This is a genomic window from Amycolatopsis sp. cg9, from assembly GCF_041346945.1.
Classification (GTDB): Bacteria; Actinomycetota; Actinomycetes; order Mycobacteriales; family Pseudonocardiaceae; genus Amycolatopsis.
In genome coordinates this window covers 6,602,706-6,620,567 of sequence record NZ_CP166850.1, presented here as the reverse complement: position 1 = coordinate 6,620,567, position 17,862 = coordinate 6,602,706, and the positions used below count along the sequence as shown (strand labels likewise).

Here is a 17,862-nt window from a genome sequence, read left to right as displayed (position 1 = left end):
TTCATTATCGAACACATGTCAGCCGAGTGGACGACCGAGGCGCCGGCGAAGGACCGGCGGGTGCGCCGGTCGCGGACCGCGCTGATGCGGGCCGCCGTCGAGCTGGTCGGCGAACGGGGGACGGCCGCCGTGCCGGTGTCCGACATCGCCGGCGCCGCCGACGTCAGCCGCCAGGTGCTCTACCAGCAGTTCGGCGACCGGGACGCGCTCGTCCTCGAAGCCGCGCTCGACCTCGTCCGGCGCGAGCTCCTGGACGGCCCGCCCGAACCCGACGACCGCGCGGCCCTGCTCGCCCTCGCCCGCCACTTCGCCGCGCACCGGCGGTTCTACCGGGCCCTGCTCACCGGCCCGGCCGCGTTCGCCCTCAACAAAGCGCTGACCAGCGTGTTCCTCCCACTCAACCGGCAGCACATCGGCCGGGTGCTCGGCGACCGGCTCGACGCGCAGGGCGTCGAAGACCTGGCCGCCTTCCTGACCGGCGGTGCCGCCGCGGTCGTCAACACCTGGGTCGTCGAGGGGCCGGAGCCGCTCGACGCCGCCGGGTTCACCGACCGGCTGGAGCGGGTGCGCTCGGTCGTGACCGACCTGCTCACGAAGGAGTCCCGGTGAAGCCGATCAGCCTGCTCGCCGAACGCCTGCTGAAGCTGCCCGGCCCGGCCACCCGGGACCTCGTCGTCCAGCGAGACCTGCGCGTCCCGATGCCCGACGGCGCCGAGCTGCTCGCCGACCGGTGGGCACCGCGCACGGGCGCCGGACTGCCGACCGCGTTGCTGCGCACGCCGTACGGGCGGCGGGGCGTGTTCGGCTCGATCCTGGCCCGGCCGCTGGCGGAACGCGGCTTCCAGGTGCTCGTGCAGAGCACCCGCGGCGGCTTCGGGTCCGGCGGCGGCTTCGACCCGCTGCGCCAGGAACGCGAAGACGGCCTGGCGACGCTGGACTGGGTGATCGCGCAGCCGTGGTTCGGCGACGCCCTCGTGCTCACCGGCGCCAGCTACCTGGGGTACGTGCAGTGGGCCGTCGCCGACCGGCTGCCGCCGCAGGTCAAGGCGATGATCCCGCACGTCACCGAATCCGGGCTGACGCTGGAATTCCTGCGCGAGGACGGCTTTTCGCTGGAGACACCGTTCGGCTGGGGCGTCCAGGTCGCGGTCCAGGAGCGCCGTTTCGCACTGCTGCGGCAGCGCGCCCAGGCCAAGAAGCTCGCGCGGGCACTGACCACGCTCCCGCTCTCCCAGGCCGACGTCGTCGCCATCGGCCACCGCTCCGGCTACCTCCAGGACATCCTCACCCGCCCGGAGCACGACCCGCACTGGGCCGCGGCCGACCACCGGTCCCGCGTCGCCGGCGTCACCGTGCCCGTCAGCTCGATCGGCGGCTGGTACGACATCTTCCTGCCGGGCCAGCTCCGCGACTTCCGGGCCCTGCAGGACGCCGGGCGGCGGCCGCGGCTCACCGTCGGGCCGTGGACCCACGCCGGCCGCGCCGACCTGCTCAGCGGCGCGGGCCTGGCCCTGCGGGAAACCCTCGAGTTCGGGCTCGCGCACGCCCGCGGCGAGGAACCGCCGGAACGGGCGCCGGTCCGGCTGTACGTCATGGGCGAGGAAGACTGGCGCGACTTCGCGTCGTGGCCGCCGGAAGGCTATGCGCCGCAACGGTTCCACCTCCAGCCCGGTGGCGCCCTGTCGACCGGGGAGCCCGCCGGTTCCGCACCGGACCGCTACCGCTACGACCCCGCGGATCCGACGCCCGCGGCCGGTGGCGTGCGCATGGCCCCCGACGCGGGCCGGGTCGACAACGCGGCACTGGAGGCCCGCGCCGACGTCCTCACCTACACGACGGCCGCACTCGGCGAAGACGTGGAAATCGTCGGTGAGGTGAGCGCGGAAATCCGGTTCCGCTCCAGCCTGCGGTTCGCCGACGTCTTCGTCCGGCTGTGCGACGTCGATCCGGCTGGCCGCTCGGTGAATGTCTGCGACGGCCTCACCAGCTTGACGAACGCGGACGAACTCGCCGGCGTCCGGGTCACGCTCTGGCCGACCGCGCACCGGTTCCGGCGCGGGCACCGCATCCGCGTCCAGGTCTCCAGCGGCGCTTTCCCGCGCTACGCCAGGAATCCGGGCACCGGCGAGCCGCACGCCACGGCGGTCACCCTCCGCGCCGCCGACCAGGAGGTCCACCCCGGGTCGGCGGTGGTCCTGCCCGTCCGCGCTTAGCGGGCGGTTATTTTCTCCATCAATCTCGAAAAAGACAGAATCGACCACATCACATTCCGGCCGAAACACCGGAAATCGTGTAACACGCCCCTGGTGAATGCGACTAACGCGGTGATTTCCGTTTCGGACGGGGAGGCACCGTGGACGTCGAGACCGAACGGCCCACCGACCAGCAGGCGGCCGCCGCCGCGCGCGCGGACCGCCGCACCGTCGAACGCCGGGCCAGGATCGCCTTGCTCCGCACCCCCGGCGGGATCGCCAGGGCCGACGAGCCGCGCCGCGTGGCCACCCGGATCGACCGGCTCGCCCGCTACCACCCCGACGTGCGCCCGGTCAGCCCGGCGGCGATCGAAGCCGGGGAGCCCGCAGCGATGGCGGCGGCGGGCGCGATCCTCGAACGGATCATCCTCACCGACGACCTCCTCGGCGTCGGCTACCTCGAAGGCGGCGTGCGGGCCGCGTCGGCCGTGGGCCGGGTGAACATCCGCGACGAGCACGGCAGGCTCACCGGCTACGGCACCGGGTCGCTGGTGTCGCCGGAACTGCTGCTCACCAACCACCACGTGCTGCCCGACGCGGCGACGGCCGGGTTCAGCGTGATCGAGTTCGACTACCAGGACGGCGTCGACGGCCTGCCCCGGCCGGTGCACGCGTTCCGGCTGGACCCCGGCCGCTTCTTCGCCGCCGACGAGGACCTCGATTTCGCGCTCGTGGCCGTCCGGGCGTCCGCCGCCGAGCTGAGCGGCTTCGGGTACAACCGGCTGATCGGCACCGAAGGCAAGGCGATCGTCGGCGATTTCGTCACGATCGTCCAGCACCCGAAGGGCGAGAAGAAGAAGGTCGCCCTGCGCGAAAACCGCGTCGTCGACGTGCTGGAGCAGTTCCTGCACTACGAAACCGACACCGAACCCGGGTCGTCGGGCTCGCCGGTGTTCAACGACCAGTGGGAGGTCGTGGCGCTGCACCACGCGAGCGTCCCCACCGGCGACCACGCCGAGCTCGGCCGCTTCATCAACGAAGGCATCCGGGTCAGCAAGCTGCTGGCCTTCCTGCGCGCGCAGCGGTTCACCGCCGGGGAGCAGGCCCTCGTCGACCGGCTGTCGACCCGCGCCGAACGCACGGCGCCGGCGCCGGCCGCCGGGAACGGCGGGCCGCAAGTGCTCACCCTGACGACGCCGGTCGACATCCGGCTGCGCGCCGAACCGGCACCGGCCGCCGGGCCGGAGACCGGCCGGATCGACCCGGACTACTCGAACCGCGAGGGCTACGACCCGGCCTTCCTCCCCGGGCACACCGTGCCGCTGCCCACCCTGCCCGCCGCGCTCGTGCCGCTGGCCGCGCTCAACCGGCAGGCCACCGCCGAGCCGCGGTACGTCCTGCCGTACCACCACTTCAGCGTCGTGCTGCACAAGGAGCGGCGGCTCGCGCTGTTCACCGCGGTCAACATCGACGGGCGCACCAGCCGGTCGCTGCACCGCGAAGCCGACCACTGGTCGCTGGACCCGCGGGTCGAGGAGGCCGAGCAGGTCGGCGAGGAGATCTACCGGGCGAACCCGCTCGACCGCGGCCACCTGGTCCGCCGCCTCGACCCCGCGTGGGGCGCGACGGAGGCGATCGCCCAGCTCGGCAACGACGACACGTTCCACTTCACGAACTGTTCGCCGCAGCACAAGGACTTCAACCAGAACAAGACCACGTGGGCCGGGCTCGAGGACTACGTGCTGAACAACGCGGACAACCACGACCTCAAGGTCACCGTGCTGACCGGCCCGGTCCTCGCCGAGGACGACGACCGGTACCGCGGGGTCCGGCTGCCGCGCCAGTTCTGGAAGGTCGTCGCGATGGTGAAGTCCGACGGCACCCTCTCGGCGACGGCGTACCTGCTGAGCCAGGAGGAGCTGATCAAGGGCCTGGAGGTCGAGGGCGAGTTCAGCTACGGCGCCTACCGCACGTACCAGGTGCCCGTCCGCCGCGTCGCCGAGCTCACCGGGCTGTCGTTCGGCGAGCTGCCGGACGCGGATCCGCTGGGACAGCGGGAATCCACCGGCGAGGTGCGGGAGATCGGCGGTCCGGGCGACCTGGTGCTATGACCACGGCGTGACCGGCCGCGGCTGCGGTTCGCCGTCGAGGAAGACGTCGGCGCGTTCGGTGAGGAAGGCGATGTACCCGGCGACGTCCCGCGCGTCGGACAGCGGTTCCTCGTAGGTCCAGGCGAGATCAGGGTGCGCGCCCACCGACCAGTAGCTCGCGTGTCCTTTGTAGGCACACGTGGTACGGGTGGCCGACGGCGCGAGCAGCTCCATCCGGACGTCTTCGCGCGGCAGGTAGAAGCGGGTGGTGATGCCGGTTTCGAACAGCATCCGGGGCGCGGCCGAGTCCGCCACGACGACGCCGTCGACCTCGATCCGGACCCGGCTGTCGCTGCGCCGGACGTCGATGCGCGCGAACGGGTCCCGCGGGTGGCCGACGATCGGTTCGGCCTCCTCGAGCCACTCGTCGAACGCCGCGAAGTCGAGGATGACGTGCTCGGCGAGGTCGGGGTCGGCCGGCCGGAAGCCCGCGCCCGGCAGCGTCACGCCGTCCCCGGCCGGTGTCAGCGGCTCGCCCGCGCAGGTGTGCACGGCGAACGCGGTCCGCGGGTCGAGGACCGGCGGACCGCCCTCGGCCAGCCGGACCGGGTGCGCCGCCGCTTCTTCGCCGGCCTCGGGGGTCAGCGTCGCCCGCAGGTCCGGCAGCGGGAAGGCGTACGACGGCACGACCCGCTTCGGCTCCCAGACCAGCACCGCGCGGCGCGAGTCGGCGAACGTCCGTCCACCCGCGACCGCCCGCACCCGCTTCGCCACCGGTTCGTAGCGCAGCTCGGCCAGATCGCCGGTGAACCGCGCACCCATGCGTGTCGCCATCCGTCCACGATCCGCGCCGGACGCGGCCGCCGTCAACTCCCGCGCAGGACGTCGGCCGCGCGCCGGCGGTGCACGGCGAAGAGCTCGAGCGCGGCCTCCCGGTCACGCGCCCGCAGCGCCTCGGCGAGTTCGCGGTGCTCGGCGGGGATGCCGGCGAGGTAGCCCGCGGACTCGACGCCGATCCGCGTCAGCAGGAACAGGTGCACCTGCGAGCGGATCGCTTCCCACGCTTCGCGCAAGCGACGGTGACCGGCGGCGGCGTAGACGGCGTCGTGGAACGCGAGGTCGCAGCGGACCATCTCGTGTTCGTCGGCCGCCCGTTCCATGCGGCCGACGACGGCGTCGATCTCCGCCAGGCCGGGCGCGCGCTCGACCACCAGTGCGACGGCGAGCTGTTCGAGCGCCGCCCGCAGGCTGTCCAGCTCGGCGACGTCCGCATCGGACAGTGCGGTGACGGTGGTGCCCCGGTGCCATTCGCCGCGGACCAGCCCTTCGCGCTCCAGCTTGAGCAGCGCCTCCCGGACCGGTCCGCGGCTGACGCCGAGCGCCGCCGCCAGCTCCGCCTCGCGCAGCTGGCTGCCCGGGGCGTACCCGCCGTCGAAGATCGCGTCGCGGATGCGGTCGGCCACCTCGTCGGCCAGCCCGCGCCGCCGCGCGGGAGCCACTTGAGCACTCATGTCGTAATGTTAACATTCAGACATGACTCTCCCCCGCTTCCACCTCGCCGTGCCCGTCGACGACCTGGCCGCCGCCCGCCGCTTCTACGGCGAGGTCCTCGGCCTCGAGCAGGGCCGCAGCGCCGAGAGGTGGGTCGACTGGAACCTGCACGGCCACCAGTTCGTCACGCACCTGGCGCCGTCCCGGCCGGAGCGGGCGCACAACCCGGTCGACGGGCACGACGTGCCGGTGCCGCACTTCGGCCTGCTCCTCGCCGTCGAGGAGTTCCACGCGCTCGCGGAGCGGCTGCGCGCCGCCGGGACGGCGTTCGTGATCGAGCCCTACCTCCGGTTCGAGGGGCAGCCCGGCGAGCAGTGGACGATGTTCCTGCTCGACCCGGCCGGCAACGCCCTGGAGTTCAAGGCGTTCGCCGACGACTCACAGGTCTTCGCGGTCTGATTCGCCGGACCCGCGCAGCGAGCCCGGGTGCGCCTTCGCCCCGGGGTCGCGCCGGGTCTTGACCAGGCTGGCGACGGTCACCACGGCGAGCACGCCGATGATCACCGCGAGGCTGACCGGGGTGGCGATCTCCGGGACGCGCGCGTCGATGTCGACGTGCGCCCAGTGCAGGATCAGCTTCACGCCGATGAACGCGAGGATCACCGCGAGCCCGGCCGAGAGGTACACCAGCCGGTCGAGCAGTCCCTTCACGAGGAAGTACAGCGCGCGCAGGCCCAGCAGCGCGAAGGCGTTGGCGGCGAAGACGATGAAGGGCTCGTCGGTCACGCCGAACACCGCCGGGATCGAGTCCAGCGCGAACAGCAGGTCGACGCCGCCGATCGCGACCAGGACCACCACCAGCGGGGTGACGAGCCGCCGTCCCCCGGCCGTGGTGATCAGCCTGCCGCCGTCGTAGGTCTCCGACACCGGCAGCAGGCGGCGCGCGGTGCGCACGACGAGGTTGTGCTCGATGTCGGGGTCGGCGTCGCGGTGCCGGAACAGCTGGACGCCGGTGAAGATCAGCAGCAGGCCGAACAGCAGGAACATGAAGGAGAACAACGCGAGCAGGGCGGCGCCGAGCGCGATGAAGAGCCCGCGCATCACCAGGGCGAGCACGATCCCGAACGTGAGCACCTTGTGCTGATGCTCCTCCGGGACGGCGAACGTCGTCATGATGATCACGAACACGAACAGGTTGTCGACCGACAGGCTCTTTTCGACGATGTATCCGGCGAAGTACTCGGCGCCGAACTCACCGCCGTGGGCCAGCGCCAGCCAGACGCCGAACGCCACCGCGACGAGGATGTAGCCCACCGACCACGCGACCGCCTCGCCGAACCCGACCCGGTGCGGCCGGACCGCGGCGAGCACGAGGTCGACGGCCAGCAAGGCCAGGACGACGCCGATGGTGACGAGCCACGTGCCGGCGCCGATGCCCATCCCGCTCCCCCGCTCCCGCGTGCTTGCGGCGATCGTAAGGGCGGGGCCGCGACCGCGCACCCTGACTCCACTGTGGACGGTCAGCGCGGGGTGAGGTCGGCGGCGGCGAGCGGCTCGTCCGGGTCGAGCGCGACGCCGCCCGCGCGCAGGGTGTCGTCGACGATCCCCCAGACCCAGCGCGCCAGCAGCGCGGCCAGCTCGGCTCGGGTGACCTCGCGGGGGTTCTCCAGCCAGCGCGAGGTGCTCGTTTCCACGAGGCCGACCAGCCCGAACGCGACGGCCTCGCAGACGCGGGTGTCCATGCCGAAGAGCCCGAGGTAGTGCTCGAAGACGACGGTGAGCTGGCGGGCGATGGCGGTCTTGCCGTCGGCGAAGACGTCGGGAGCGCCGTCCATGCCGTGCTTGGTCAGGTAGCGGTAGAGCGAGCCGTGCTCGGCCAGCCAGCGGGTGTGCGCGCCGATCGCCGTCCGGATCAGGTCCATCGGCGTGCCGCCGGGGCTCCACAGCGGCGCGAATTCGGCGGTGATCAGCTCCGCGACCCGGCCCGCGATGGCGTGCTGCAGGTCGGCGGCGCCGGCGAAGTGCCGGTAGAGGCGCGTGCGCGCGACGCCGGCTTCGTCGGCGATCTGCTCGGTGGACACCTCGGGCCCGTACCGCGCGATGGCGCGCAGGCCCGCCTCGACGAACTCGCCGCGGCGGCGTTCCCGCTGCCCGGCCCACCGCACGGCCCGCCCGTCGGGCGGCCGCGGCCTGTCCGTCGATGTCATCGGCACGGAGTGTACCGGCGCGACGCTATGGCGTACACTGCCGTACCTCTTACTTTGAGTGCAGCGCGGTCACGGAGAGTACCGATGAGGACAGCAGAAGAGGACCCGCCGGACGCGGAGCTGCTTGCCGCCCTCCGCGCCGGCGACCTCGCCGCGGGCGGCGCCCTGTTCCGCCGGCACGCGGGCCCGCTGCGCCGCATCGCGAGCGGCTGGGCCGCGCAGCCCGCCGAGCGCGACGACCTGGTGGCCGAGGCGTTCACCCGCGTCCTGGCGGTGGTCCGCGCCGGCGGCGGCCCGGACGGCGACCTGCGGCCGTACCTCGTCGTGACCATGCGGAACCTGGTTTCCCGCTGGGGCAAGCAAGGCAGCCGCGTCGAGCTGTGCGAGACGGTCCCCGAGGCGTCCGCCACCGGCGGGGCCGACGAACTGGCGTTGCACCGGTCCAACGAGAAGCTGGTGTGGACGGCCTACTGCACACTGCCCGGCCGCTGGCGGACGGTGCTCTGGCGGACCGAAGCCGAGGGCGACACCCCGACGGAGGTGGCCCCCCTGCTCGGACTTTCACCCAATAGTGTGGCGGCGCTGGCGATGCGCGCGCGTGAAGGATTGCGGCAGGCGTACCTGCAGGTCCAGGTACCGGACGCGGAGGAACCGATCTGCCGCGAACCCCGCCGCCGGATGGGAGCGTGGGTCCGCGGAGCGTTGTCCCCGCGGCGGGCGACGGCGATCGCGGAGCACATCGCGGGCTGCGGAGCCTGCCGCACGGTGGCGACCGGCCTGGACGAGGCGAACCGCGAACTCCCTTCGATGGCGGCCCGGCTCACGGGCTGACCCGCTCGCCCCGGCGGTGCGCACCCACGTCCGGGCCGACCCGCGACACCTGCCACCCGGCCACGACTTACCCCAGGCACGGTTGCTTTACGGGAGGGGGTTCGCCGGGGTGTCGCGAATGAGTCATTCGCGACCTTGGAGGCCCCCAATGAGTCATTCGCGACCTCCACCCCACCGCCGCCACCCAACCGGAAGCCCACCCCCGACTTCGACCGGACCCGGACACCAGACGCCGCAAGACGCACACCGCATGTCGCGAATGAGTCATTCGCGACCTTGGAGGTCCCCAATGAGTCATTCGCGACCTCGACCGAACCGCTGCCACCCAACCGGAAGCACCAACCCGCCCGCACCGAGACCCGGGCACCGGATGCCGTGCGGGGCACCTCCACGGCATCCGGGATGCATCCCCCCGCTGGCCCCGGGGGTTGCGGGAAGGTTGCCCCACCCCCCACCGGCCGGGTTACCGTGATGCCACGGCCCAGGAGGTGGCGGTGGACGAAGGCGTCTGCGCGGTCCGGCCCGGCACCGACGTCGCCGGGCACGCCCGGCTGCTCGCGGGTATCCACGACGCCGTCCTCGCCGGGAAGCCGCCCAAAACCGCTCCGCGGCTGCTCGTCGAACGCTCCTGGCGACGCGTAGCCGCGCAAGGGGTGGATCCCGATCGGCCGCCGGCGCCCGATCCCGTCGGGGTCGCCGAAGTCGAACGGCGGCGCAACGGCTGCCGGTTGAGCGAAGTGCTGCCCGAGTTGCGGGGCGCGCTGACCTCCGTCGCCGAAGACGCGCACCACCTCATGGTCGTCACCGACGCCGACGGGGTCGTCCTCTGGCGCGAAGGGGCACGCCGGGTGCGGCACCGCGCCGACTCGCTCGGCTTCACCGAAGGCGCCACCTGGTCCGAGCCCGCCATCGGGAGCAACGCGATCGGGACCGCGCTGGCCGAGGCCGCGCCCGTGCAGATGTTCGCCGCCGAGCACTTCGTGCGGTCGCACCACACCTGGGCCTGCACCGCCTACCCGGTGCACGATCCGCGGACCGGGGAGCTGCTCGGCATCGTCGACGTCAGCGGGCCGGCCGAGACCGTGCACCCGATGACCGTCGCGCTGGTCGGGACGTCGGTGCGGCTGGCCGAATCCCTGCTGTGGCAACGGCACGAGGCCAAGCTGCAAGGGCTCCGGCAGCTGTCCGGGCACGTGCTCCGCGGCGGGCCCGGGCTGGTCGTCGACGACCACGGCTGGGTCGCCGCGCAGAGCGGGGTGCCGGGCCTCGACCGGGTCGCCGCGCCGCGGCAAGGCGTTCCGGTGGCCGTGCGCGGGATCGGGGTGTGCGAACCCGAGCCGGTGCCCGGGGGCTGGCTGCTGCGGCCGAGCCGCCGGGAACCGCTGCGGCTCACCCTCGAACTCGGGCCGCCGCGCGCGATCGTCGAAGGCTCGGCGCGGTGGACGCACCCGCTCGGACGGCGCCAGGCCGACCTGCTGCGGCTGATCGCGGCCGCGGGACCCGCCGGGATGTCCGCCGCGCAGCTGTCGGAAACCGTCTACGGCGATCGCACGCACCTGGTGACCGTGCGCGCCGAGCTGTCCCGGCTGCGCAAGCTCGTCGGCGGGCTGCTGCTCGCCCGGCCGTACCGGATCGCGCCCGGCGTCGAAGTCGTGATGCAACCCTAGGGCAACCCTTACGCGGACCCGGCCCGCCGGGGTTGGCTGCCCTCAACGCGCCGCCGACGACGACGGTGCCCGAGACGGGGAGGTCCGCTCATGACCCAGACCCTCGAACCGGCCGCGGCCCTCGGTGCCCGGCAGCGCGTCGACGGCTGGCTCGCCGACTTCGAGGCCGCGCTCGCGGCCCGGGACGCCGACCGGGCGGCCGCCCTCTTCGCCACCACGTCGTTCTGGCGCGACCTGGTCGCCTTCACCTGGAACCTCAAGACCGTCGAAAACCGCGACGGCGTCAAGGACCTCCTGCTCGCCACGATGGACACGACGGACGCGAGCGGCTTCCACGCCACCGAGGAGCCGACCGAGACCGACGGCGTCGTCGAGGCGTGGATCGGCTTCGAGACCGCGGCCGGGCGCGGACGCGGGCACCTGCGGCTCACCGACGAGGGCGCGTTCACGCTGCTCACCACCCTGCACGAGCTGAAGGGCCACGAAGAGCCGCTCGGCACCGCCCGGCCGAAGGGCGCCGAGCACGGCGTCAACCGCGACCGCGTCACCTGGTCCGAAGCGCGGCAGGCGGAAGCGGCGGAGCTGGGCACCACGCGGCAGCCGTACGTCGTCGTCATCGGCGGCGGCCAGGGCGGGATCGCGCTGGGCGCCCGGCTGCGCCAGCTCGGCGTGCCGCACGTGGTCGTCGACCGGTACGCCCGCCCCGGCGACCAGTGGCGCGGCCGCTACAAGTCGCTCTGCCTGCACGACCCGGTCTGGTACGACCACCTGCCCTACCTCGACTTCCCGCGCAACTGGCCGGTCTTCGCGCCCAAGGACAAGATCGCCGACTGGCTCGAGATGTACACGAAGGTCATGGAGGTGAACTACTGGTCGTCGACGACCTGCAAGAGCGCCTCCTACGACGAAGCGGCGAAGGAGTGGACGGTCGTCCTCGACCGCGACGGCGAAGAGGTGGTCCTCAAGCCGAAGCAGCTGGTGCTCGCGACCGGCATGTCGGGCAAGCCGAACGTCCCGGTCCTGCCCGGCCAAGATCGCTTCCGGGGCGAACAGCACCACAGCTCCCAGCACCCCGGCCCGGACGCCTACCGCGGCCAGAAGGCCGTGATCATCGGGTCCAACAACTCGGCGTTCGACATCTGCGGCGCGCTGTGGGAAGCCGGCGCCGACGTCACCATGGTCCAGCGCAGCTCCACGCACATCGTGAAGTCGGACTCCCTGATGGACCTGGGGCTGGGCGACCTCTACTCCGAGCGCGCGCTGGCCGCCGGGATGACGACGCAGAAGGCGGACCTGACGTTCGCCTCGCTCCCCTACCGGATCATGCACACCTTCCAGCAGCCGGTGTACGCGGCGATCAAGGACCGCGACCAGGAGTTCTACGACCGTCTCGAAGCCGCGGGCTTCCGCCACGACTGGGGCGACGACGACTCCGGCCTGTTCATGAAGTACCTGCGCCGCGGCTCGGGCTACTACATCGACGTGGGCGCCGCGGACCTGGTGGCGAACGGCGACGTCAAGCTCGCGCACGGCCAGGTCACCGAGCTGACCGAAAACTCCGTGAAGCTCGACGACGGCACCGAGCTGGAAGCGGACCTGGTCGTCTACGCCACCGGGTACGGCTCGATGAACGGCTGGGCCGCGGACCTGATCAGCCAGGAGGTCGCCGACAAGGTCGGCAAGGTGTGGGGCCTGGGCTCGGACACCACGAAGGACCCCGGGCCGTGGGAAGGCGAGCAGCGGAACATGTGGAAGCCCACGCGGCAGGAGGGGCTGTGGTTCCACGGCGGGAACCTGCACCAGTCCCGCCACTACTCGCTCTACCTCGCCCTGCAGCTCAAGGCCCGCGCCGAAGGCCTGCCGACGCCGGTGTACGGGCTGCAGGAGGTGCACCACCTCGCCTAGGAACCGAGTGCGCGCGCGGGATCGCCGAAGAGCAGGGCGGTCCCGTGCGCGCGCTTGAAGTACAGGTGGGCGTCGTGCTCCCAGGTGATCGCGATGCCGCCGTGGAGCTGGATCATTTCCGCGGCGGCGTGCGAAAAGGCTTCGCCGCACACGAGTTTCGCGCCCGCGACGGCTTCTTCGTCACCGTCCACAATGGCCGCGTACAGCGCCGAGCGGGCCGCTTCGACGTGGACGTGGACGTCGGCCATCCGGTGCTTCAGCGCCTGGAACGACCCGATCGGCCGGCCGAACTGACGGCGTTGCTTCGTGTATTCCACCGTCAGCTCCAGCGCCCGGGCCGCCGCGCCGACCTGCTCCGCGGCCACCCCGATCACCGCCGTGTCGAGCAGCCGCCGCAGCTGCCGCTCGAAACCGCCGGCGTCGAGGCGCCGGGCCGGCGTCGAGGCGAAGTCCACGACGGCCAGCCGGCGGGTGGGGTCGAGGGTCGTCACGCGCTCGCGGCGGACGCCGTCGAGCGGCACTTCGAACAGGCCGGCGCCGTCCGCGGTCCGGGCCACGGCCAGCAGGACGTCCGCGATGTCGCCGTCCAGGACGTAGTGGGCGCGGCCGTCGAGCCCGGCGTCCGACGCGCTCAGCCCCGGCGCCCAGTCCTCGCCGGCCCAGGCCAGCGCGGCGAGGGTGGTGCCGGCGGCGATGCCCGGCAGCAGCCGTTCGCAGGCCTCGTCGTTGCCGGCGCGGAGCAGGGCCTCGCCGCAGAGCAACGCCGACCCGAGCATCGGCGCGGGGGTCAGCGTCCGGCCGAGTTCCTGCAGGACCACGCAGGCCTCGGCGAGTCCCGCGCCCGCACCGCCGTAGTGCTCCGGGACGGCGAGGGCGGCGACGCCGATCTGCTCGCACAGCGTCGACCACAGCTTGTCGTCGTGGCCCAGCGGCGAGTCCATCGCGGCCCGCACCGCCTCGGGCCCCGACCGCCGGGTCAGCAGCGCTCGCACGGCGTCCCGCAGGGCGCGGGCTTCCTCGGTGTCCATCGGGTCCGTCATCGCAGCACCCGCGCGCGGTGGAACGACCCGGTCCCCCAGGCCCCGGCCAGCGCGCGGACCTTCGTCAGCCGCAGGCCGAGGTCGTGCTCGGCGGTGTAGCCGATGGCGCCGTGCACCTGCAGGGCGGTCCGTGCGGCCAGGTAGGCGGCGTCCCCGGCCATCACCTTGGCCGCCGAGACGTCCCGGGCGAACGTCCCGCCGGCGACCGCCGCGCCGTGGAGCAGCGGCCGGGCCAGTTCGAGCCGGGTGGCGACGTCGGCGAGCAGGTGCTTGATCGCCTGGTACTCGCCGATCGCCCGGCCGTACTGGCTGCGCTGCTTGGCGTAGGCGACGGAGGAGTCCAGGAGCCATTGCCCGGCACCGAGGAGCTGGGCGGCCACCGCCAGGACGCCGAGGTCGAACGCGGGCGCGTCGGCCACCGGCGTGCCGGAAACGCGGAACAGCCGCCGGACCGGGTCGATCGAGCGGACCGGCTCCGCACCGGCGAGTTCCGCGCCGGTCAGGTCGAGCACGACGCCGGCGACGTCGGCGTCCAGCGCCAGCGGGACTTCCGGCGGGGCGGCGACGGTGGCCAGCAGGTCGCCCTCGGCGAGAGCGGTCAGCCGGTGGCCGGTGAGCAGCGCCGGGGCGACCGCCGCCGACTCCACGAGCGGGCCGGGGACGGCGTGGTAGCCGAGCGCTTCGCAGGCGACCACCAGGTCGACCGGGCCGGCGCCGAGCCCGCCGTGCTCCTCGGGCACGAGCAGCGCGAACACCCCGGCGTCGGCGAGCGCGCGCCAGAGCTTGAGGCCGCGGTCGTGCTCCCCCGCCGCCCACGCCCGGGCGGCGGCCGCGGTGTCCGCCCCGCCGAGCAGGTCGTGCAGGGCCGCGGAGAACTGCCGTTGCTCCGGCGAAAGCAGGAACCTCATCGGCGGGCCTCCCTCGGGAGCTTCAGCAGCCGTTCGGCGATCGTGTTCCGCTGGATCTGGTCCGTGCCGCCGTAGATCGGCCCGGCGAGGGAGAACAGGTAGCCGTTCACCCAGTCCTCGTCGGTCTCCCCGGCCGGGCCGAGCACGTCGAGCGCGGTTTCGTGCAGTTCGACGTCGAGGTGGGACCAGAAGAGCTTGTTCACACTGGACTCCGGGCCCAGTTCGCCGCCCTCGGCGAGCCTGCTCACCGTCCCGAACGTGTAGAGCTGGTAGGCCCGGGCGCCGATCCAGGCGTCGGCCACCCGGTCCTTTGTGGACTCCGGCGCGTCCTGTGCGCGCCAGAGGTCGACGAGCCGATCGGCGGCGGCGAGGAACCGGCCGGGGCTGCGCAACGACAAGCCGCGCTCGTTGTTGGCCGTCGTCATCGCGACCCGCCACCCCTGCCCCACCTCCCCGATCACGTCGGCGTCGGGCACGAACACGTCGTCGAAGAAGATTTCCGCGAACCCCGGTTCCCCGTCCAGCTGCGGGATCGGCCGGACGGTGACGCCGTCGGCGCGCAGGTCGGCCATGAAGTACGTCAGCCCGTGGTGGCGGTGGGCCTCGGGGTCGGTGCGGAACAACCCGAACGCCCGGTCGGCGAAACTCGCCCGCGAACTCCACGTCTTCTGCCCCGACAGCAGCCACCCGCCGGCGGTGCGCACCGCCGTGCTGCGCAACGCGGCGATGTCGCTGCCCGCTTCGGGTTCCGACCACGCCTGCGCCCAGACCTGCTCGCCCCGGGCCATCGGCGGGAGGATCCGGTCGCGCTGCTCCCGGGTGCCGTGGGCGAACAACGTGGGGCCCAGCATGAAGATGCCGTTCTGGCTCACCCGGCCCGGCGCGCGGGCCGCGTAGTACTCCTCCTCGAACAGCAGCCACTGCAGCATCGAGGCGTCCCGCCCGTGGTACTCGGCGGGCCACGACACGACCGACCACCGCGCCTCGGCGAGCCGCGCCTCCCACTCCCGGTGCGCCGCGAACCCTTCCGCGGTGTCCATCGAAGGCAGCGCGGGGACGTTCGACGCGAGCCACTCGCGGGCCTCGTCGCGGAAGGCCGCCGAAGCCTCGTCGATGTCGAGGTCCATCAGCCCCCCTTGTTCGCGTCGCGCATCGACCGCGCCGACTGGCCGCCGAGCGAGTCTTCCGACGTCTCCGCGTTGTGGGCGTGCGCGAAGTGGTGCAGCCCGAACACCGAGTCCATCCCGGACCGCAGGCCCATCAGGTCCTCGGCCTGGTTGACGGCCTTCTTCGCCAGCGCCAGTCCGAACGACGGCATCGCGCTGATCTTCTCCGCCAGCGCCAGGGTGTGCTCTTCCAGTTCCGCGCGCGGCACGATCCGGGTGACCATGCCCCACTCCTTGGCCTGCTGCACCGTGAACCGCTCGCCGGTGAACAGGACTTCCTTCGCCGCGCGGGGGCCGAGCACCCACGGGTGCGCGAAGTACTCGACGCCGGGGATCCCCATGCGCACCACGGGATCGGCGAAGAACGCGTCGTCGGCCGCGACGATCAGGTCGCACACCCAGGCCAGCATCAGCCCGCCGGCGATGCAGGCGCCCTGGACGCTGGCGATCATCGGCTTCGGGATCTCCCGCCACCGGCGGCACATCCCGAGGTACACCTCGGACTCGCGGGCGAACCGCTGGTCGCCGCCCGCCTTGTCGGTGTGGTCCCACCACAGCACCGCGCGCCGGTCGAACGACTGGTCGGCGTCGCGGCCCGGGCTGCCGATGTCGTGCCCGGCCGAGAAGTGCTTGCCTTCCCCGGCCAGCACGATCACCTTCACCTCGGGGTCGTTGACCGCGGCGGTGAAAGCGTCGTCCAGCGCGTAGGTCATCGCGGAGTTCTGGGCGTTGCGGTAGTCCGGCCGGTTCATCGTGACCACCGCGACCGGACCGCGCCGCTCGATGCGGACCACCGGTTCACTCATGCGTTCTCCTCGGTCAGCAGCCGCTTCAGCACCTTGCCGGAAGCGTTGCGGGGCAGCTCGTCCACGAACTCGACGGACCGCGGGGTCTTGTAGTTGGCGAGCCGTTCGCGGCAGAACGCGACGACCGCTTCCTCGGTCAGCCCGGTGCCGACGACGAAGGCCTTGCCGACCTCGCCGAGCCGGTCGTCCGGGACGCCGACGACGGCGACGTCGCGGACGCCGTCCAGTTCGGTCAGCGCGTGCTCGACCTCGGCCGGGTAGACGTTGAAGCCGCCGCAGATGTACATGTCCTTGAGCCGGCCGGTGATCGCCAAGTTGCCGCCGTCGTCGAGCTCGCCGACGTCGCCGGTGTGCAGCCAGCCCTGGCCGTCGACCGCCTTCGCCGTGGCTTCCGGGTCGTCGAGGTAGCCGAGCATCACGTTCGGCCCGCGGACCACGATCTCGCCCGGCGAGCCCTGGATCGCGACTTCGAACCCGGCGGTCGCGCGGCCGGACGTCCGGGACACCAGCTCGGCGTCGTCGCCGGGGCGGCACATCGTCACCACGACGGCTTCGGTGAGACCGTAGGCGGTGAGGACGATCTCGAACCCCAGCTCGGCCCGCATCCGCCGGACCAGCGACGCGGGAACCGTGGCGGCGCCGGTGACCGCGAGCCGCAGGGACGGGAGATCGCCCCGGCGTTCCTGCAGCAGGGACTGGAAGATCGTCGGCGCGCCGGGCAGCACGGAGATGCGCTCCCGCTCGATGAGCTCCAGGGCCGCCCGGACGTCGAAGACGGCCTGCGGGACGAGCGTCGCGCCGGTCAGCAGCGCCACCAGGATCCCGGCCTTGTAGCCGAAGCTGTGGAAGAACGGGTTGATCACCAGGTACCGGTCGTCGGCGGTGACCCGGCCGCACTCCGCCCACGCGGCGGCGACGCCGACCGCCTGGCGGTGGGCCGACAGCACGCCCTTCGAGCGGCCGCTGGTGCCCGAGGTGAACAGGATGTCGCTGACGTCGTCCGGCCGCACGGCGTCGGCCCGCGCTTCGGCGGCGGCGAGGGGCACGCGCTCGGCGAGGCCGAGGAACTCGTCCCAGCCGAGGGTGCCTTCGACCGGCCGGTGCGGCTGCTCCAGGGCCACCCGGACGACGGTGCCGAGGCCGGGCAGTTCCGCGCCGGTCGCCCGGACGGCGGCGTGGCGGTCGGTGCCGAGGAAGTCGGCCGCCACGACCAGCGCTTTCGCCCGGCTGCGGACGAGCAGGTCCACGGTCTCGGCGGCGGTGAACCGGGTGTTGACCGGCACCAGCGTCGCGCCCGCGTAGAGCGCGCCCAGTGCGGTCAGGACCCAGTGGCAGGTGTTCGGCAGGGTGATCGCGACGCGGTCACCGGGCTCGACACCGCGGGCGAGGAAGGCGCGCGCGACCGTTCGAACACGTTCCAGAAGCTGGTCGAAGCCGAGCCTCAGCTCACCGTCGACCAGGGCCTCCGCATCGCCGAACTTGGCGGCGGCGTCCCGGACGACGGCCGGGATCGTGGTTCTTCCCACCACACCCTCCTCTGGACCGACAAACTAGAACGT

Annotated in this window: 16 protein-coding genes; 7 read left to right on the top strand and 9 right to left on the bottom strand. The window is 72.8% G+C overall.

All coding sequences use genetic code 11. The annotated features are described in order from the left end of the window. The first annotated feature begins 15 nt into the window (after positions 1 to 15). From AB5J73_RS30740 to AB5J73_RS30730, 3 genes are all read left to right on the top strand, one after another. The gene (locus AB5J73_RS30740; RefSeq protein ID WP_370962158.1) at positions 16 to 609 is read left to right on the top strand and encodes a TetR/AcrR family transcriptional regulator; all 594 of its coding nucleotides are present in this window, start codon (positions 16 to 18) and stop codon (positions 607 to 609) included. Beyond that, positions 606 to 2,213 (top strand): CocE/NonD family hydrolase, encoded by a 1,608-nt coding sequence (locus AB5J73_RS30735; RefSeq protein ID WP_370962157.1) that lies wholly within the window; start codon positions 606 to 608, stop codon positions 2,211 to 2,213. The genes AB5J73_RS30740 and AB5J73_RS30735 overlap by 4 nt, the downstream gene beginning before the upstream one ends. 140 nt (positions 2,214 to 2,353) lie before the next feature. Next, positions 2,354 to 4,303 (top strand): DNA/RNA non-specific endonuclease, encoded by a 1,950-nt coding sequence (locus AB5J73_RS30730; protein WP_370962156.1) that lies wholly within the window; start codon positions 2,354 to 2,356, stop codon positions 4,301 to 4,303. Here the strand turns inward: AB5J73_RS30730 and AB5J73_RS30725 are convergent. Together AB5J73_RS30725 and AB5J73_RS30720 are read right to left on the bottom strand one after the other, a co-directional pair. Continuing rightward, the gene (locus AB5J73_RS30725; RefSeq protein WP_370962155.1) at positions 4,298 to 5,116 is read right to left on the bottom strand and encodes a DUF427 domain-containing protein; all 819 of its coding nucleotides are present in this window, start codon (positions 5,114 to 5,116) and stop codon (positions 4,298 to 4,300) included. The two genes, AB5J73_RS30730 and AB5J73_RS30725, sit on opposite strands and share 6 nt — an antisense overlap. A 32-nt stretch (positions 5,117 to 5,148) precedes the next feature. After that, positions 5,149 to 5,793: a GntR family transcriptional regulator gene (locus tag AB5J73_RS30720; protein ID WP_370962154.1), complete on the bottom strand. Its 645-nt coding sequence runs from the start codon at positions 5,791 to 5,793 to the stop codon at positions 5,149 to 5,151. A gap of 22 nt (positions 5,794 to 5,815) precedes the next feature. Here AB5J73_RS30720 and AB5J73_RS30715 point away from each other — a divergent pair, with 22 nt between their 5' ends. Next, on the top strand, positions 5,816 to 6,232 hold the full coding sequence (locus AB5J73_RS30715) for a VOC family protein (protein ID WP_370962153.1): 417 nt from the start codon (positions 5,816 to 5,818) through the stop codon (positions 6,230 to 6,232). Here AB5J73_RS30715 and AB5J73_RS30710 read toward each other — a convergent pair. Together AB5J73_RS30710 and AB5J73_RS30705 are read right to left on the bottom strand one after the other, a co-directional pair. After that, positions 6,212 to 7,213, bottom strand: coding sequence for a TerC/Alx family metal homeostasis membrane protein (locus AB5J73_RS30710; RefSeq protein WP_370962152.1), 1,002 nt, complete (start codon positions 7,211 to 7,213; stop codon positions 6,212 to 6,214). The two genes, AB5J73_RS30715 and AB5J73_RS30710, sit on opposite strands and share 21 nt — an antisense overlap. A gap of 80 nt (positions 7,214 to 7,293) precedes the next feature. Beyond that, the gene (locus AB5J73_RS30705) at positions 7,294 to 7,980 is read right to left on the bottom strand and encodes a TetR/AcrR family transcriptional regulator (RefSeq protein WP_370962151.1); all 687 of its coding nucleotides are present in this window, start codon (positions 7,978 to 7,980) and stop codon (positions 7,294 to 7,296) included. Between the two features lie 84 nt (positions 7,981 to 8,064). Here AB5J73_RS30705 and AB5J73_RS30700 point away from each other — a divergent pair, with 84 nt between their 5' ends. The 3 genes from AB5J73_RS30700 (at position 8,065) to AB5J73_RS30690 (ending at position 12,383) form a co-directional block, all read left to right on the top strand. Further along, on the top strand, positions 8,065 to 8,811 hold the full coding sequence (locus AB5J73_RS30700) for a sigma-70 family RNA polymerase sigma factor (protein ID WP_370962150.1): 747 nt from the start codon (positions 8,065 to 8,067) through the stop codon (positions 8,809 to 8,811). 494 nt (positions 8,812 to 9,305) lie between these two features. Further along, positions 9,306 to 10,478 (top strand): GAF domain-containing protein, encoded by a 1,173-nt coding sequence (locus AB5J73_RS30695; protein ID WP_370962149.1) that lies wholly within the window; start codon positions 9,306 to 9,308, stop codon positions 10,476 to 10,478. 90 nt (positions 10,479 to 10,568) lie between these two features. Then, entirely contained in the window at positions 10,569 to 12,383 is a 1,815-nt protein-coding gene (locus tag AB5J73_RS30690; RefSeq protein ID WP_370962148.1) for a flavin-containing monooxygenase, read from the top strand. Here AB5J73_RS30690 and AB5J73_RS30685 read toward each other — a convergent pair. Genes AB5J73_RS30685 through AB5J73_RS30665 form a run of 5 tightly spaced genes read right to left on the bottom strand, consistent with a single transcriptional unit; the run spans position 12,380 to position 17,829 of the window. Continuing rightward, positions 12,380 to 13,423: an acyl-CoA dehydrogenase family protein gene (locus AB5J73_RS30685; RefSeq protein WP_370962147.1), complete on the bottom strand. Its 1,044-nt coding sequence runs from the start codon at positions 13,421 to 13,423 to the stop codon at positions 12,380 to 12,382. The genes AB5J73_RS30690 and AB5J73_RS30685 overlap by 4 nt on opposite strands. Next, on the bottom strand, positions 13,420 to 14,331 hold the full coding sequence (locus AB5J73_RS30680) for an acyl-CoA dehydrogenase family protein (protein ID WP_370962146.1): 912 nt from the start codon (positions 14,329 to 14,331) through the stop codon (positions 13,420 to 13,422). The genes AB5J73_RS30685 and AB5J73_RS30680 overlap by 4 nt, the downstream gene beginning before the upstream one ends. Continuing rightward, on the bottom strand, positions 14,328 to 15,458 hold the full coding sequence (locus tag AB5J73_RS30675) for an acyl-CoA dehydrogenase family protein (protein WP_370962145.1): 1,131 nt from the start codon (positions 15,456 to 15,458) through the stop codon (positions 14,328 to 14,330). The genes AB5J73_RS30680 and AB5J73_RS30675 overlap by 4 nt, the downstream gene beginning before the upstream one ends. Beyond that, on the bottom strand, positions 15,458 to 16,303 hold the full coding sequence (locus AB5J73_RS30670) for an enoyl-CoA hydratase (protein WP_370962144.1): 846 nt from the start codon (positions 16,301 to 16,303) through the stop codon (positions 15,458 to 15,460). Before AB5J73_RS30670 ends, AB5J73_RS30675 begins: the two co-directional genes overlap by 1 nt. Continuing rightward, the gene (locus AB5J73_RS30665) at positions 16,300 to 17,829 is read right to left on the bottom strand and encodes a FadD3 family acyl-CoA ligase (RefSeq protein ID WP_370962143.1); all 1,530 of its coding nucleotides are present in this window, start codon (positions 17,827 to 17,829) and stop codon (positions 16,300 to 16,302) included. Before AB5J73_RS30665 ends, AB5J73_RS30670 begins: the two co-directional genes overlap by 4 nt. Between the last annotated feature and the right edge of the window lie 33 nt (positions 17,830 to 17,862).